The 15,746-nt window shown below is 71.0% G+C and carries 16 protein-coding genes; 13 read left to right on the top strand and 3 right to left on the bottom strand.

The window, feature by feature from the left end; genetic code table 11:
• Positions 1-67 precede the first annotated feature (67 nt).
• The 8 genes from ACGFRB_RS23350 to ACGFRB_RS23315 are packed head-to-tail and all read left to right on the top strand — an operon-like array spanning position 68 to position 7,365.
• Entirely contained in the window at positions 68-607 is a 540-nt protein-coding gene (locus ACGFRB_RS23350) for a hypothetical protein (protein ID WP_363009448.1), read from the top strand.
• On the top strand, positions 604-1,356 hold the full coding sequence (locus tag ACGFRB_RS23345; RefSeq protein ID WP_393245551.1) for a DUF317 domain-containing protein: 753 nt from the start codon (positions 604-606) through the stop codon (positions 1,354-1,356). Before ACGFRB_RS23350 ends, ACGFRB_RS23345 begins: the two co-directional genes overlap by 4 nt.
• Before the next feature lie 49 nt (positions 1,357-1,405).
• Positions 1,406-3,199, top strand: coding sequence for a type IV secretory system conjugative DNA transfer family protein (locus ACGFRB_RS23340; protein WP_393245549.1), 1,794 nt, complete (start codon positions 1,406-1,408; stop codon positions 3,197-3,199).
• A gap of 60 nt (positions 3,200-3,259) precedes the next feature.
• Positions 3,260-3,817, top strand: coding sequence for a hypothetical protein (locus tag ACGFRB_RS23335; RefSeq protein ID WP_363009454.1), 558 nt, complete (start codon positions 3,260-3,262; stop codon positions 3,815-3,817).
• 35 nt (positions 3,818-3,852) lie between these two features.
• Positions 3,853-4,662 carry a hypothetical protein gene (locus ACGFRB_RS23330; RefSeq protein WP_393245547.1) on the top strand — a complete coding sequence of 270 codons (810 nt, stop codon included), beginning with the start codon at positions 3,853-3,855 and terminating at the stop codon, positions 4,660-4,662.
• Positions 4,659-5,540: a hypothetical protein gene (locus ACGFRB_RS23325; RefSeq protein ID WP_393245545.1), complete on the top strand. Its 882-nt coding sequence runs from the start codon at positions 4,659-4,661 to the stop codon at positions 5,538-5,540. Before ACGFRB_RS23330 ends, ACGFRB_RS23325 begins: the two co-directional genes overlap by 4 nt.
• Positions 5,537-6,418 carry a hypothetical protein gene (locus ACGFRB_RS23320; protein ID WP_393245543.1) on the top strand — a complete coding sequence of 294 codons (882 nt, stop codon included), beginning with the start codon at positions 5,537-5,539 and terminating at the stop codon, positions 6,416-6,418. Before ACGFRB_RS23325 ends, ACGFRB_RS23320 begins: the two co-directional genes overlap by 4 nt.
• On the top strand, positions 6,415-7,365 hold the full coding sequence (locus tag ACGFRB_RS23315; protein ID WP_393245541.1) for a hypothetical protein: 951 nt from the start codon (positions 6,415-6,417) through the stop codon (positions 7,363-7,365). The genes ACGFRB_RS23320 and ACGFRB_RS23315 overlap by 4 nt, the downstream gene beginning before the upstream one ends.
• A gap of 83 nt (positions 7,366-7,448) precedes the next feature.
• Here the strand turns inward: ACGFRB_RS23315 and ACGFRB_RS23310 are convergent, their stop codons facing one another.
• Entirely contained in the window at positions 7,449-7,637 is a 189-nt protein-coding gene (locus ACGFRB_RS23310) for a hypothetical protein (protein ID WP_393245539.1), read from the bottom strand.
• 461 nt (positions 7,638-8,098) lie between these two features.
• Here ACGFRB_RS23310 and ACGFRB_RS23305 point away from each other — a divergent pair, with 461 nt between their 5' ends.
• From ACGFRB_RS23305 to ACGFRB_RS23285, 5 genes are all read left to right on the top strand, one after another.
• Entirely contained in the window at positions 8,099-8,974 is an 876-nt protein-coding gene (locus ACGFRB_RS23305; RefSeq protein ID WP_393245687.1) for a hypothetical protein, read from the top strand.
• Positions 8,971-10,155, top strand: a complete 1,185-nt coding sequence (locus tag ACGFRB_RS23300; protein ID WP_393245537.1) for a DNA cytosine methyltransferase — start codon at positions 8,971-8,973, stop codon at positions 10,153-10,155. Before ACGFRB_RS23305 ends, ACGFRB_RS23300 begins: the two co-directional genes overlap by 4 nt.
• Positions 10,155-11,300: a DnaB-like helicase N-terminal domain-containing protein gene (locus ACGFRB_RS23295; RefSeq protein ID WP_393245535.1), complete on the top strand. Its 1,146-nt coding sequence runs from the start codon at positions 10,155-10,157 to the stop codon at positions 11,298-11,300. The genes ACGFRB_RS23300 and ACGFRB_RS23295 overlap by 1 nt, the downstream gene beginning before the upstream one ends.
• A gap of 14 nt (positions 11,301-11,314) precedes the next feature.
• Positions 11,315-12,607: a DUF317 domain-containing protein gene (locus tag ACGFRB_RS23290; protein WP_393245533.1), complete on the top strand. Its 1,293-nt coding sequence runs from the start codon at positions 11,315-11,317 to the stop codon at positions 12,605-12,607.
• Between the two features lie 381 nt (positions 12,608-12,988).
• Positions 12,989-14,281: a DUF317 domain-containing protein gene (locus ACGFRB_RS23285; RefSeq protein ID WP_393245531.1), complete on the top strand. Its 1,293-nt coding sequence runs from the start codon at positions 12,989-12,991 to the stop codon at positions 14,279-14,281.
• Positions 14,282-14,400: 119 nt separating this feature from the next.
• Here ACGFRB_RS23285 and ACGFRB_RS23280 read toward each other — a convergent pair whose 3' ends face one another.
• A complete protein-coding gene (locus tag ACGFRB_RS23280) occupies positions 14,401-14,601 on the bottom strand; it encodes a DUF6207 family protein (RefSeq protein ID WP_393245529.1) in 201 nt (66 codons plus the stop codon).
• 294 nt (positions 14,602-14,895) lie between these two features.
• Positions 14,896-15,744 carry a transporter gene (locus tag ACGFRB_RS23275; RefSeq protein ID WP_393245527.1) on the bottom strand — a complete coding sequence of 283 codons (849 nt, stop codon included), beginning with the start codon at positions 15,742-15,744 and terminating at the stop codon, positions 14,896-14,898.
• Between the last annotated feature and the right edge of the window lie 2 nt (positions 15,745-15,746).

Genomic DNA, 15,746 nt, shown 5'->3' with positions numbered 1-15,746 from the left:
GACCAAGGAACCCGCCCTGAGCACCACACCTGATTCCCCCTCCGCCGAGCACGCCGATGCCCTGCGGATGCTGTCCGAGTTCATCGCGCGGAGCGAGACGGTCCTCGCTGCCTGGGACGCCTACTCCGAGGAGCACACCGATGCCGACGGTCTGCCGTACGACGAGGCGTCGTACGGCTGGCGCATGGTCCAGCGCGATTCTGAGACCTGGCGCGCCTTCCAGCCCTTCCACCAGCATGCCCGCGTTCTGCTCGCCACCGCCCAGGCCCACCTCCAGCACCTCGCCGCCGCCGACATCGAACCCGGCTGGCCCTGGCAGCTGGCCGAACTCGCCACGGCGCTGAACCGCCTGGACGATCTCCGGGACGAGTGGGCGAAGGCCCGTGAGGAACACCGGTCTTCGCCTCCGGGCTTTGAGGAGACCGTCGACGCCTTGGCCGAGCGCAACGAAGAAGCGTGGAGCTACCTGAACACCTGGGCCACGCACGGGCCCGTCTTCCTCGCTCTCCAGTCCGCGGCCGTCAAGGCCCCGCCCAGCACCCGGGTCGCCGTCGCGGCGTCTGCCCTTCCAGCGAGCACCGCGCGTACGACGGGCAGGCGGTCATGAGCAGCCTGGTCGAGCAGGCGCTGATCTCGCCCCGCTATCTGGCCGGCCCCGGTGACGCGGCCTGGGTCACCTTCCCCTTGCACGAGGCATCCGGGTGGAGTCACGGTCACGAACCTTTGCTGCCCCGGGTCTTCCTCTCCAGCCCGGACCAGAAGACCCTCCTGCGGCTCGAGCCCCGCCCCGGGGATCAGTGGTGGCGCATCACCCACGACAGCGGTACGCCCGCCACCAGCTGGTACGCGTCGTTCGGTGCCCGGACGCCGGTGGAGCTGATCGCCGCGGTCACCGACACCCTGACCGACCCCGCCTTCAACGAGCGGGCGCTCTGCGATGCCACCCGGCCGCTGCGCAAGGCGGGGTGGGAGACAGCATCCTCGGGAGAGTTCCGCTCGCCGGACGGCATCGTGAAGGGCGAGCGGCTCAACTTCTCCGGCTCCGCCTCCTGGTTCATCACCGCCGCCCGCGGCCAGGACGACGTGGCCTGGCAGGCCCGCTTCGACGGCAGCACCCCGCCCGCCATCGTCACGGCCTTCACCCAGGCCCTCGCCGACCCCGAGCCGCTGCGCCGCTCCCCCGAGCAGACGACCGGTCTGAGCCGGCGTCGGGTCAGCCTCCGGTGGCAGCAGTGGCCGGCCGCGAGCGTCGCCCTTGTCCTGCCCGAGCGGATCGACCATCTCGCCGCGCGCCGGACAACCCCTCCTCCGCCGCCCCCGGCCGCGCCGCCATCGCCTGCGCGCCCCACCCGCTGAACCCTCACCACCTGCCGAAACCGGCCCTGTCCACGAAACCCCCGCCCTCATGCCCTCTGCCCCCTCCTCCGCTTCCGACGGCTACGACATAGCCCTGAAGATCGGCGGCGCCTCCCTCGCCGTCGGTCTCCCTCTCGGCTCCGTCGCCTGGCTGTCCGGGAACATCACCGCCCGCCTGTCCGACGCCGGCTCGTGGGTGCCGTACCGGCCCGTCGACGCCCTCCTTCACCCGCGGCAGCTCTGGCCCCGCCTTGATGAAACGTTCCTTCTCGTCGCGGTACGGATCCTTCCGGTCCTGCTGACGCTTCTGCTCGTCACCGGCGCCGCGGCCCTGTGGGCCCGGTACGGCAACCGCTTCGGCGGCGGCAAGAAGAAGGTCACCGGGATGGCGAAGGCCCGTGACATCGAACCGCTGCTCGCAAAGGCGATCGAGGCCAAGGCCCGCTCACTGCGGCCGAGTCTGAAGAACGCCGCCCGCATCGAGCCGAGGGACGCCGGCGTCCTCCTCGGCAACCTCCAGGGCACGAAGCGGGAGGTGCGGATGGGGTTCGAGGACGTCGCGGTCGCGATCATGGCGCCCCGGTCCGGCAAGACCACCTCCCTCGCGATCCCGTCGATCCTCTCCGCGCCCGGCCCGGTACTGCTGACCTCGAACAAGGCCGCCGGCGACGCCTACACCACGTGCCTCGACGCCCGGGCCCGCGTGGGGCGGGCGTGGACGATGGACCCGCAGCAGATCGCCCACGCCGAGCGGACCATGTGGTGGAACCCGCTCGCCGACGCCAAGACCCTCGACGGCGCCGGCCGGCTCGCCGGCCACTTCCTCGCCGCCTCGGTGGACGCCTCCCAGCAGGGCGACTTCTGGTCCAAGGCCGGATCCAACATCCTCAGCCAGCTGTTCCTCGCCGCAGCGCTCGACGAGCGGCCGATCACCGACGTCATGCAGTGGCTGGCCTTCCCCTCCGACCGGCGCCCGCTCGATATCCTGCGCGATCACGGATTTGCCGCCGTCGCCTCCCAGTTGAAGGGCACCGTCGAAGGCCCGCCCGAGACCCGCGACGGCATCTACGAAACCGCACGTCAGTACGCTGCCGCCCTGCTGAACAGCGAGATCGCCGCCTGGGTCACCTCCCAGGAGGACATTCCGGAGTTCCGCCCGGCCGACTTCGTGACGTCCAGCGACACGCTGTTCCTGCTGTCGAAGGACGGCGGCGGAGGCGCGTCCGCCCTGATCGCGGCGTGCGCCGACTCCGTGATGCGGGCCGCCACCGCACAGGCCGAGCGCGCCGGCGGGCGCCTGGACCCGCCGATGCTCGCGATCCTCGACGAGGCCGCCAACGTGTGCAAGATCTCGGACTTGCCCGACTTGTACTCGCACCTGGGATCCCGTGGGATCATCCCGATCACGATCCTGCAGTCCTACCGCCAGGGCCAGAAAGTATGGGGGGACGCGGGCATGGACGCCATGTGGTCCGCCGCCACCGTCAAGGTCATCGGCGCCGGCATCGACGACCCCGACTTCGCCGACAAGCTCTCCCGGATGATCGGCGACCACGACGTCGAGACCGTCTCCACCTCCCACTCCGAATCCGGCAAGTCCACCTCGGTCAGCATGCGGCAGGAGCGGATCCTGCCCGCCGACGCCATCCGCGCCCTGCGCAAGGGATCCGCCCTGTGCCTGGCCACCGGCATACGCGTCGCCATGCTCGACCTGCGCCCCTGGTACGCCGAACCCGGCGCCGCCGAACTCGCCGCCGACTCCGCCCGCGCCTCCAAGGCCATCACCAGTCGCGCCCTCGCCAAGGCCGCACCACGCCAGGCCGATCACGACCTCGCCGCATAGCCCGCCCGCAATGCTGCGGCCTCACCCCTTCTCCTTCCCCGACAGCAGGGAGTCCGGCTCGTGGACATCATCGACCTCACCGCCCAGGTCCGCCTTCTGCGTCATCTCCCCAGGTATATAGGCGAGTTGCATGCCCAGGTCACCGACGCCCGGGCGGGTGACATCACCCGCCCCCACGAGCTCGCGCCACTGGCCGTGCAGGCTCACGAGCTGTCGATCCAGTGCCTCGACCAGCTCGTGCTCCTCAGCACCAGCCAGTACGCCGTCATGCGGGACGGACGCAAGAACCTCGCCCTGTTCGCTCATGCGACACGGAAGGTGTCCGCAGCTGCGGCGCTGTGCGAGCGTGCGATCACGGCCCGGTCGGACGCCATCTTGGGCCCGGGTGCACGCCGGCACCCCGATGCGGCCGCCGGCCACCTCGCCGGGGCGGCGGAGGAACTGCGGTACGCGGCAGGCATCTACCGCGTGCTCGCGTCCTCCCTCACCCGTCGGCTGTCCTCGGCCCCGGCGCAAGCCGAAGACCAGCGGCGCATCGACCGCGTCACCCAACGCGCCGCCTCCCTTCCGCCCACACGCCCAGCGATGCCCGCGGCTTCGCTGCCCCGGAGCCGATAGCCCACCACCCGCTCCCCAGCCGAAAGAGCCCGCCGTTGCCCCGCTTCCTCCATCAGTCCACCGACCCCGACGCGGTCCACGCGCTCGGTGACCGCCTGCTCCACGCTTCGCAGGCCATCGCCGATCTGCGGCTCGTCCTCTCCTCCGTCGACGGCGACGCGCAGGAGCGGCTTACCCAGCTGACCCGCGAGTGTCTGACCCTGTCCGGCCAGGCGTCCACTCTCGCCACCCGGACCGCCATGAGCAGTGCCGCATGTACGGTCGACGGCCGCGAGGCGATCGGTCTGCTGACCCGCATGACGGCCGCGGCGTCGGCAGGCGCGATCCACGTCACCGCCGCGATGTCCGCCCTCGACCAGGGCGACCGGGCGGGCGCGGAAATCCACGTCCGCACGGCCCTTGGAGATCTCCAGCCGATCGGCCGGACATCCTGGGCGGCAGCTGACGCACTCACTCGCCACGAAGGCGTCCTCAACGCTCAACTCGAAGCCGAAATCTACCCGTTCGCCCCAGAAGCCCAGCCCGAGCAGGTCACCGAGCCTCAGCGACAGGCCCTCGCGCACATCGCCCAGGGCACCGTCATCTTGCACTCGGCCGAGCACGGCCGACCCCGGGAACTACGCGAGGCCGGCGCCGTACGGCTCACGACCGTCGACGCACTGCAGAAGCGGAAACTGATCACCCTCACCGCACATCCGGACGACCCCGAACGGTCCTCCGTCGCCCTCACCTCCGCAGGGCGGCACGCGCTGCTGGCCGCCAACTCTGCGCGACCGGGCGCCGCCACCACAACGCCCGCGCCCGCCGGACAGCGTGCTGAGCGGGCAGGGGGCCGGCACCGATGACCACCGACTACAACGCCGGCACCGTCAATCCGCAGGAGGCGGACACACCGCTGCCCGCACGTCTCCTTGCCCTGGCACTTGAGTTCACCGCGTTCCAGGACGACCTGTACCACCTGGGCGCCAAGAAGCTGTACTCGCCCGATGTCGCAGGGGCGTTCGCTACGAGGGCCGCTGCCCTGACCTGGTACATCCAGGATGTCCACAACAGCATCAGGGACGCGGAGTTGTTCGGCAGCCCGGTCGTCCTCGATGTCCGCTGCCGTCTGTCGCTGCTTGCCAGCCAGGCCGCCACGGCCGCCGAACATCTCCGGACCGCCGAGACCGTACTCCAGCTGCTTCCGCCCGAGGAGACGGCAGGGGTGTCGCGCGACCCTGATCGCGCCCGGGAAGTCCTTCGAAGAGCAGGGCACCACATCTACAACGCGGGCCAAGTGACCCAGCTCGGCGCCGCCGACAGCGTCAGGGCCGCTGCCGACCTGGCCGGAGAGCTGCGGGCTCAAGGCCGCAGCAAGGCCGTGCAGCCGATGTCACCCGCCCAGTACGCGGCGATGCACGGCATCGCGTGCGGCTACGTCACGGTCGACGCCTGGAGCGAGGAGGTCGGCTGGATGCGGCGCGAGCGACTGTCCATGGGCACCGTCCGTTCCCTTGAAGCACGCGGCTGGGTCAGCCGCGAGGCCCTGGTCCGCAACCCGGGTTCCCGTACGGCGCGTCTGCACCTGACCGACACCGGCCGGGTCGCGCTCGCCTCGCGCCTCGACCGCGTCCCCACCGCGAAGCGGCCGACGGCTCCCGCCGGCCGCCACAGACCCGGTACCACCCTCACCCGCTCCGCGAGCGGACCGCTCGGCGCTACGGGAGGAGGCCGGCACCGATGACTCCCACCGCCACCGCGGACGACGACCGCACCCCGCTTGCCGTTCATCTTCTCGACCTGGCCCAGCAGTTCACCCGGCACCAGGACGGCTTCAGTCGCGTACCCCTCCACAGCGCCTCGCCCGGGAAGCTGGGCCCGCACCTGTACCAGCAGCTCGCGCAGGCGACCGAGCTGGCCAAACAGGCCCAGCGTATGCGCGAGGTCGTCGAGGCCCACCAGGCGGCGGGGCTGGTGTACGACATGTACGCCGCCAGCCGCGTCACCCAGCTCGCCTTCCTGGCGATGACCGCTGGCGACGTTCTCGTCGCGGCGCTCGATCAGCTCGAATCCGCCCATCCCGGAGACCGTGCCGAGGAGGAAGCCCTCCTCCGGGAAGTGGCCGTGACCGTCCTGCGCGCCCAGGAGCTGACCCGGCATGCCGCCCGCGACGCCGTCGACGCAGCGGCCGATTTCGCCCGCAGCGCCTCCACACGCCGAGGTTCCACCGCGGGTACGCCGGACAGTCAGGACGCCTGCGAGGTCCGGCTGAGTAGCACCCAGCACGCCGCCCTGGTCGCCATCGCATGCGGACAGGTGACCGTCTCCAGAGACGCCGGCGAGGTATTCGGCAAGATCCCCCGCCTGTCCATCAGTACCCTGCGCTCCCTTCACAGCCGCGACTTGACGGAGTACCACCACGACGGCCGGCCATCGGGCCGCACCCAGCGCGTCGCCCTCTCCCCGAAGGGACACATCGTCCTCGCCAGCGCGTTCGGCGCCCCGGCCGGCACCTCCGCGAGTAACCGTGTCGTGAAGACTCCGGCGTCCAGGCTCACCGCTTCTCCCTCCTCCCTTCCCGGCGTCACCGCCCGGACACCCGCGCGAAAGCCCCTCACGTGAACAACGCCATCCCCGACCTGGCGCCCGCTCCGCATACCCCGGTCTCTCCCCCGGGCGACGTCGTGGCGCCGCGAGCCGCCTGGCCGAGGGACCGCCGGACCGATCGCTACAACTGGGAGCTGGCCCGCGGTCCGATCACTGCTTTCGGCGAGGCCAAGTCGCTGTCCGTCTGGGCCAAGGACCCGCGGTGCGCGGTCACCCGCGAGACGTTGCGGACCCGGCTCGCCCTGGGCTGGGAACCCGCGGACGCGATCACGCGCGAGCGACACGAGAAGCCGACGCTGCAACACACCTACCAGGGGCGTACTTTGACCCTTCGCGGGTGGGCGGAGCAGTCGGGTATCAGATACCACACCCTGTACAGGCGGCTCACCAAGTCGGGGATGTCGTTCGAGGAGGCCCTGCTCAAGGGGCCCGACGGTCCCGACTTCGCCCTGCCCGTCCGGGCTTTCGGCGAGACCAAGCCGCTCTCTCACTGGGCCGTCGACCCCCGGGCCAACTGCAGCGTCACCACCATGCGGCGCCGAATGGCCCAAGGGTGGGACGCCGAACAGGCCATCAGCGAGGAGCCGCAGAGCCGCTCGACACTCGGCACCGGCGTTCCCCACCGCGCTTTCGGACGCAGCATGGGCCTGGAGGACTGGGCCCGCCACACGCAGATCCCCGCCGGCACCCTGCGCCACATCATGGACCAGCACGACCTGCCCCTGGAGCCGGCGCTGCGCGCCCTGGGCTGGAGCCCTCACGCCGAGCCCGGCATGGTGCACGACCTGATCGCGATCTCGCCCGCGAAGCTCCGCCCCGGCGACCAGATCCTCAGCGTCACCACCGACGGCGACACCGAGCCCGTCCTCACCGTCCGGCGTCCCCCGGCACACGTCTCCGCCTCCTCGCCGGCATCACCCCCGCCCACTGGCCCCACCCCGCGCCCGAGGAAATTGACGTGACCGACATCAACCAGGCCCTGTCGCTGTACGACATGGCCAACCAGATCGACCGCCTCCGGTTCCAAATTCGCGCCCTGCCCGCATCAATTCCAAGCGTGAGCGCCGCCTTCGCTCCAGTTCACACCTTGACCGGAATCATCACCGCGGTCAGCGACGAGGTAAGTCGCCGCCTCGCCGGTCATATTTCCAGCGACGAGGCGAAGGCCATCGACGCTTTCGGCGACGCCTTCATTCCATTGGGTGAGGCCGTGACCGAACTCGGCCGCATGCATTCCGAGGTGGCATTCTTCAATTTCACCACCTATCCCCCGCACAGCGGAAGCTCGCCGGACTTGGAACGTCTTACCAGAAGGTCCGAAGAGGTCATTTCCGGATGCCGCGAGGCGGCTGACGCAATCCTCCGAAACGGCGGCAGGCGAACTGCGGGAAGCGGCCGTCAAGCTGGCGCCGTCGCCCACCCGCGTACGAGCCACCACCCCGTCACCCCACGCCACCGACACCAGGCCAAGCCTCCCCGCGCCCACCAGCCCGCCTCCCCCGGCAGGTCCCGGCGTGACACCACGCGCGGCGAAGAGCCGCTGAGCCACCTGACCCTTCACCCGCCGCCCCGGCCGCCTCCAACACCCCACCGCTGCACTGATCACACGCCCTCATCTTCAAGGAAATTACCATCCCCACCGCCTCCCCTACCTCCACCCAGCCGGCCTTCCGCGCTCTTTCCCTCGGAGCAGGAATCCAGTCCAGCACCCTCCTCGCCCTGTCCGCCGAAGGCGTTCTCCCGAAGGTCGATTACGCGATCTTCGCCGACACCGGGTGGGAACCCCAGGCTGTCTACGATCACCTCAACCGTCTCGAACGCGAGATAGCCACCCCGGCCGACATACCCATTTTCCGTGTTTCCTCCGGGAATATTCGGGACGACGCCCTCAATCCCGAGCACCACTTCGCTTCCATGCCTCTCTACATTCTCAACAGGGACGGCCGTCCCGGGATGACCCGGCGGCAGTGCACCGGGGAATACAAGGTGAAGCCCATCAAGAAGAAGGTCCGGGACCTTCTCGGATACCCGTACCCCGCACGCGTCCCGAAGGACGTATTCGCCGAGCAGTGGATCGGCATATCCACCGACGAATTCCACCGCGCCAAGGACGCGGGCGTGCAGTACATGCGCAACCGGCATCCGCTGATCGACATGGGCTGGTCCCGTTCCGACTGCGTCCGGTACCTCACGTCGCTCGGCCTGGCCGACACTCCGAAGTCGAGTTGCCTGGGGTGTCCCTTTCACGGAAACGCGCAGTGGCGGCACATCCGGGACACCGCCCCCGCCGAGTGGACGGACGTCGTCGCCTTCGACGCGGCAATCCGGAAGGGGAACGCCCGCGCCAACGCCACCGGCACGGCGCTGCTCGGCGAGGCGTTCTTGCACCGCTCGCGCGTTCCGCTCGGCCAGGCCCCGATCGACCACGTCACCGCCGCCGAACGCGCGGCTCTCACGGCCGGGGAGATCGACGAGGCTGAGCTCGGTGTCGCGAACGGCTGCTCCCCGTGGGCCTGCCGCGGTGGCGCCGAACCGGAGGCGGTGCGCGACGACTTCGGGCTCGTCGCATGACCAGGCTCGTGCTCGACCTGTTCGCCGGTCCGGGCGGCTGGAGCGTCCCGCTGCACCGCCTCGGGGTCCGGGAGATAGGTCTGGAGTGGGACCAGTGGGCGTGCCGGACCCGTGCCGCGGCCGGCCTGCTCACGGTTCGTACGGACGTCGCGATGTATCCGGTCGGCCCATTCGTGTGCCGGACGCGAGGGTTCATCGCCTCCCCGCCCTGTCAGGCGTGGTCCAGGGCCGGTAAGCGTCTCGGGTTGGTCGACCAGCCGTTCGTCCACCAGGCCGTCGCCGACCTCTCCGTCGGCCTCGACACCCGCGAGAAGCTTCTGACCGCCTGCCGCGACGAGCGCTCTCTTCTCGCGGCCGAGCCGATGCGCTACCTGCACGCCCTGAACACGGTCGGGGAGCCGGAGTGGATCGCTATGGAGGAGGTGCCCGACGTGCTGCCGCTGTGGCGGCAGTACGCGCAGATCCTGCGGGGCTGGGGGTTTTCCGTGTGGTCCGGGATCCTGAACGCGGCCGACTACGGTGTACCGCAGACGAGGCGGCGGGCGATCCTCCTCGCCTCCCGCGTCCGTACCGCCGAGCCTCCGCCCCCGACGCACGCCCGCCACGCGGAGCCCGAGGGTCTGTTCGGGCCGGGCCGGCAGCGGTGGATGTCGATGGCCGAGGCGCTGGGCTGGGGTGCGACCGACCGTCCGGTGCCGACCGTCTGCGCCGGAGGCGGGCCTGGCGGCGGCCCCGAGCCGTTCCCGTCCGGTGCCCGCAAGAGCCTGGTCGACGCACGGGAGCGCGGCACCTGGGCACCCCACGCCGCCGCATCGCCGCTGGTCCGGCAGGCGGACTGGTCGTGGTCGTTGCGGAGCAACAACCAGACCAACGCCACGGTCCGGGGCATCGACGAGCCGGCGGGGACGCTGTTCTTCGGGCACCGTGCGAACGAGTGCACCTGGGTCGCCCGCTCCGACGCTCCGCACACCGTCGCGGGGGCGGCGCCGGAGCCGATACGGATCACCGCCGCCGAGGCCGGCGTCTTGCAGTCCTTCCCCGCCGACCATCCGTGGCAGGGCAACAAGGGCCAGCAGTTCTCCCAGATCGGCAACGCAGTCCCGCCGCGGCTCGCGGCGCACCTGCTCGCCCCGCACCTCGGCCGTGTCCTGACCGCCGACGACTTCATCTTGGCCGCCTGATGCCCGATGCTCCCGCCCTCGACGACGAGGCACCGTACGAGCACGAGGACCGCTCTGCGGGCCACTATGCGGAACGGGCGCTGCTGGGCGCGATCCTGCTGGAGCCGGCGCTGCTGGAGAAGCTGGATCTGGAGCCGGCGGCGTTCGACAGCCCGTTCCACGCGGCCGTGTTCGCCGCGATGCGGGCCGTGCCGGCGCCGCCGCAGCCGAGCACGCGGTCCGGGCTGGAGTGGCTGAACGCCGTCCTGGCCAAGGCCCAGTCGCAGGCCGCGGGGCTGACTCCGTCGTTCGCGCACGCGCTGATCACCGCTTGCCCTCGCAGTGATCACGCCGTCGCGTACGCGGCGATCGTCCGTTCCGAGCACGCTCGCCGGACGATCCGTCTGCATGCCGCGCGCCTTGCCCTGGCCGCCGACGACGCGACGGTCCCGGACCGGCCTGCGTACGTTCTGGCCGCGGCCGACGCGCTCGCCCGGCACCTGGACGAGGTCGCGAGCCGCTTCCCCGCCGCCTCCGCGTCTCTTCCGCGCACCCCCGCGCCGCCGTCGGTGCCGCCGGTCGACCTGGAGGAGGCCGAGCACCTGGAGCTGATGTTGCTGGCGAGCGCCACGAGCTGTCCCGCCGGCGTGAAGGAGATGCGGTGGCTCGCGGCCGAGGACTTCGCCAGCCCCGCCCGTGGGGGGCTGTGGAAGTGCGTGGCCGCGCTCGCGCACCGCGAGGAGGCCATCGACCCGGTCACCGTGCTGTGGGAGGCGCAGGTCCGCGGTGTTCTCGCCGCCGGGATCACCCCGCCCGAGGTGGTCGCGCTGCTCTCGTTCCCCGCCGGCTCGGCCTGCTACTGGGGAACCCGGATCGTGGAGAACGCGCTGCTCGCCCGCGCGCGCCACACGGCCGACCAGGTCACCGCCTACACGGCCGACCCGTCCAACGGCGTCCACCAGTTGATCGCCGGAAGCCGGCGCGCGCTCGCCGGTCTCGCCTCCGTCCGCCACCGCTGGCAGCACGCAACCCGCCCGGCCGTACCCGTTCCGGCCCGCCCGGAGGCCGCCGCGTCGAGGGCCGGACCCCGGCGTCCGACCACCACCTCCCCCTCCCCGTTCCCGCCGTCCTCGTCCCCCCGGCCCGCCGCCGGCCGGACACCCTGACCGACAAGGCCCCCATGCCGTACGCCCCCGCCGACGCCCACGTCCACTTCGCGCTCCATCCCGACCACCACCCCGCCGTCGTCGCCACCACCAGCGGCCCGACCGCCGACGCAGCCCGCTCCCACCTCCACGACCTCGGTTTCCGCCCCACCAGCCCGACCACGATGGTGCTGGCCCGCATCGACCGCGAAGAGCCCCACTACACCGACCAGGCAGCCAAGCGGCTGCGACAGCTCGGATTCACCATCGAGATCGACCCGTCCCTTCAGGAGGACATGGACACCGAGTGGGAGTGGGGCAACTACCCCATGCCCTGGTGCACCAGAGAGGAGGTCCGCGAGGTGAGCGCCGAGGCCCAGCGCATCCACGACGACATCGCCGACGGCCGCCTGACCATCCACCTGCACGCCGACGACGGCCACACGACCGTCGCGGTCGGCAGCTACGCCACGGGCGTCCGTCGCCATGTCCACCTCCACGGAGAAAACCACCTCCGCCAGGTCGCGGTGCGGTTCGACGAGGAGACGGAGGCCAACGCCGAGTTCCGCCGGCTCTACTCCGTCGCCGTCTACCCCGGTCCCGCCCCTCTCACCGAACTGGAGACCACCGTCCACCGGGTCATCCACGGGGAAGCGGCGCCCGTGACAAGCATCGGCGTCCCGGCACCGGCCTCCCCGCCGGTGGCTGGGCCCGGCGAACACGAAGAGTTCCTCGCCGCTTTCCTCGACGACAACCCTCAGTGGGAGAAGTACCGCACCTGGGCCGGCGACGCGACCATCGCCTCCCACGAAAGCCTCACCGTCCGCGCCGAGTTCTACCACGAAGCACGCCACCGCACCCACACCGCCTGGACCGTGGCCGAGTACGACGGCCCCATCGGCGAACGCGTGTGGCACGCCGCTCTCACCACCGGCACCCCGGTCGCTCTCATCCGCGCCCTGCTGCAGCACCTCGACGCCCCGACCCCCGTCGGCGGCGTTGAGCCGTACGAGCCCTTGCGGGATGCCGGGTGGCATCCGGCCAGCCATCCGGCACGAACGACCTGGCGCGCACCGGACCGGACCATGGTCTTCGAGCACACGCCCCACGCCACCGAAGCCCGGTGGACGCTGTACGGCGGGAAAGATCTCGACTGCGCAGCCTGGAGCATCCGTCTCTCCTCCGGCGCAGGCGAGGAACTCCTGGCCGAACTGGCCGCCTCCGCCGTAGCCCTCACTCCCGCTCCCACGGCCGCCGCAGCGCCCAGAACAGTGCCCGCTCCAGGGCTTCCGCCCAGCGTCCCCCAGCGCCACGGTCGCGTCCGCTGACCATGTGGTTCTTATCCGATCCGGGGCAGCCGCGCCCCAAGCCGGGGACCTTGTGCGCGAGTCGAAAGCTGCCCATCAGCCCCACGGCCAGCCTGGCCCGCTGGAGCACACGCGATGGCGGGTGGTCGAGGCTGTTCCAGACCCGTACACGCAGGGTTGGAGGGCGCGTGACCGCGCACACTCCTGGGCCCCGGTGCCGCGGGACGCACGAGCCCGCGGCGCCCCTTCCGTCGACGTCACGCCGTCTCACATGCCCGTTACAGGGCCGAACCACCTGAACGCCACCACGTCGCAACGGCCGGTCTCGCCCCGGCCGCATCACCCCGCCACCCTCTTCAGCCCGGTCCATCGTCTGCCGGGCCCTCTGACCGAAAGGCCCTTATGCCGCACGCCGCCGCCGACGCCCACGTCCGCTTCGCGCTCCACCCCGACCACTACCCCGCCGTCGTCGCCACCATCACCGGTCCGACCGCCGACGCCGCCCGCTCCCACCTCTACGAAGCCGGCTTCCGCCCCACCGGGCCGACGACGATGGTGCTGGCCCGCATCGATCGCGAAGAGCCCTACTACACCTCCCATGCCAAAGTGACGCTGGGCAACTACGGGTTCACCACCGAGATCACCCCCACGCTCCAGGAGGAAATCGACAAAGCGTGGACCTGGAACGACGACGTTCAACGCTGGACCACACGCTCCGATGCCCGTCAGCTCGGCGCCGAAGCCCAAAACATCCACGACACGATCGCCGACGGCCGCCTGGTCATCCACCTGCACGCCGGCAGCGGGGCGTCGACCTCAGCCGTCGGCACCTACACCGACGATCAGAGCCACAGCGTCCACATCCTCGGTGAGAACCACTTCCGGCACATCGATTCCATGCATCGCAACATGGGCGACGCCATAGCCGAGTTCCGCCGGTTGCACTCGGGCGACGTCCGCACTGGACCCGCGCCGCTCACCGACTTCGAACAGACACTCCGACATCTCCTCACCACCCCGGTGGACGACGAGCACGGCAAGGAACACACTGCGCCGTCTGCGGCTACACCGCCGGCGGCCGGCCCCGGCGAGCACAGGAAGTTCGTGCAGGGCCTGCTCAGGTCCGGCTCCCGTTGGGAGGAATACCGAAACTGGGACGGTTTGAAGACCCTCGCAGCCCTCGGCGATCCGACCGCGCGAGTCGAATTCGACCACGAAGCCCGTCACCGCACCGACATCGCCTGGACCATCGCGCAGTACGACGGCCACGTCGGTGAACGGCTCTGGGCCGCCACCCTCACCCCCCACACCCCGGTCGCCCTCATCGACGCGGCCCTTCGAGAACTGGCCGCCTCGCCCTTCGGCGGCCCCGCCGACCCGACCGAGAATCTCCGCAGGGCCGGATGGCACGCGGAGAACCGTCTCGGCCACTCCACCTGGACATCCCCCGACCGCACCATCACCCTCGCCCGCAGCCCCGACACCACGGACCGGTGGACCTTGTACGGCGGAGACAGCCCCGACCAGGCGGTGTGGGCCATCCGCCTCTCCGCGGGCGTCAGCGACAAGGTCCTCGCCCGGCTCGCCGGCACCGCGGTCGGTCTCGTCCCCTCGACGCCTGCCCCTGCCCCCGCTCCCCGCCCGACTCCCCTCCCCCTGCTTCCCGCAACCACCCCGCGGCCCCGCACCCTGTGAGGCCCTGCCCGCCCCCGGGCATGACGGCCACCTCCGGTCGGTACGCCTCGCACCGGTCCAGGCAGTCTCGCGAGGGTGCCCACCGAAGTCGTCGGCGCTGGGCGGCCTCGGCGGGCGAATCACCGCTCGCACCCGAAGTGGGCATACACCCGGGCCCGGACTCCGGGCTCGCCAGGAACGCGTCGTACCGGCATGATGCCGGAGGTCTTCCACCTCTGCTGGAGGGCATCCATCACGGCGTGGAGGGTGCCTTCGTCGGCGGCCGTGATGTCCAGGACGACGAGGCCGGGCGCCGCGATGTGCTGCTCGTCAATACGCATGCCCTGACCGACGATCACGGGCGGCCACCAGTTCGCCTGCGGGCGGGGAAGCATCCATTCGGGGGAACCGTACGTCCTCTGGGAGCCGTGTCACCCCCGAGCAGCGACACGGCCCCCCAGAGGACAAGGCCGAGGACGCGGTACCTCCGGCCGAGCCGGCGCTCGGAGAAACCGGGCGCAATATAGGCGACGATCCCCGGTTTCCGAAACCGGGGATCGCGCGGACCATGAGGGCACACCGCCACCCCCTGTCCCTTCGCCGAAAGGCCCGCCCCTCACATCAAGACCACGGTGCTACGCCGCCGCGTACGACAGCCGGAACAGCTCCAGTGCCCGCTCCACGTCCTTCTCCGAGCGCAATTGGACCTCCAGGTCGCCCGTGCCGTGATGGCCCAGCCCGGTCACGTCCCGGGTGAAGCCCGGCACGAGTTCGACGGTGGCCGGCGCGACCTTGAGGTACACCAGCAGCTTGTCCTGCCGTCCGGTGACGCAGGCGAAGTTCCGCAGCCGCTGGTAGGCGTCGTACTGCTTGCGCTCGACCTTCGTCACGCCCTCGCCCAGCCCGAGCAGCGTCTCGTCGACCACGGCTGCCAGCTCCGCCATGGCGCCGGTCCGCCGGCGCGGTGACGCTCCCCGCCCGCCGCGCAGGCTCTGCCGTCGCGTCCTGCTGCCCTGGGGGGCGACCGATGCGACCGTCTCCAGCGCGATGTGGTGCTCGCCGAGCATCGTGTAGCGCACGAGGTCGATCGACCGGCGGTGCTCACGCACCGCGTGCAGGTCGTAGCGAGTGAAGCCGCCGGCCACGCAGATCAGCCGGGGCGTGCTCCACAGGACACCGGCGGCTGTCGCCGACCCGAGCCGCTCGCGAACCAGGGCCTCGAACTCCTCCCGGTGGTCCATCAGCCAGGCCACGTAGAACAGGCCCTGCGACAGCACTCCGGGGTCGGTCGCCCGTTTGTACTCGACGATCACCGGCGCCCCGTTTTCATCCAGCCCGAGCGAGTCGATGCGCCCGCCGTGGACCGGGCCGGTGCTGTACTCGGTGGCCAGGAATCGGACCCCGAGCATGGACTCCATCGCGCTCTCGACGAGCGCCTGCACATCAGCTTCGGCCTCAGCCAGATGCGGCGTGACCTCGGTCACGC

The sequence above is a fragment of the Streptomyces sp. NPDC048718 genome, assembly GCF_043198875.1.
GTDB lineage: Bacteria > Actinomycetota > Actinomycetes > Streptomycetales > Streptomycetaceae > Streptomyces.
The sequence above is the reverse complement of the archived record's forward strand: the minus strand, read 5'-3'. Positions and strand labels throughout refer to the sequence as shown.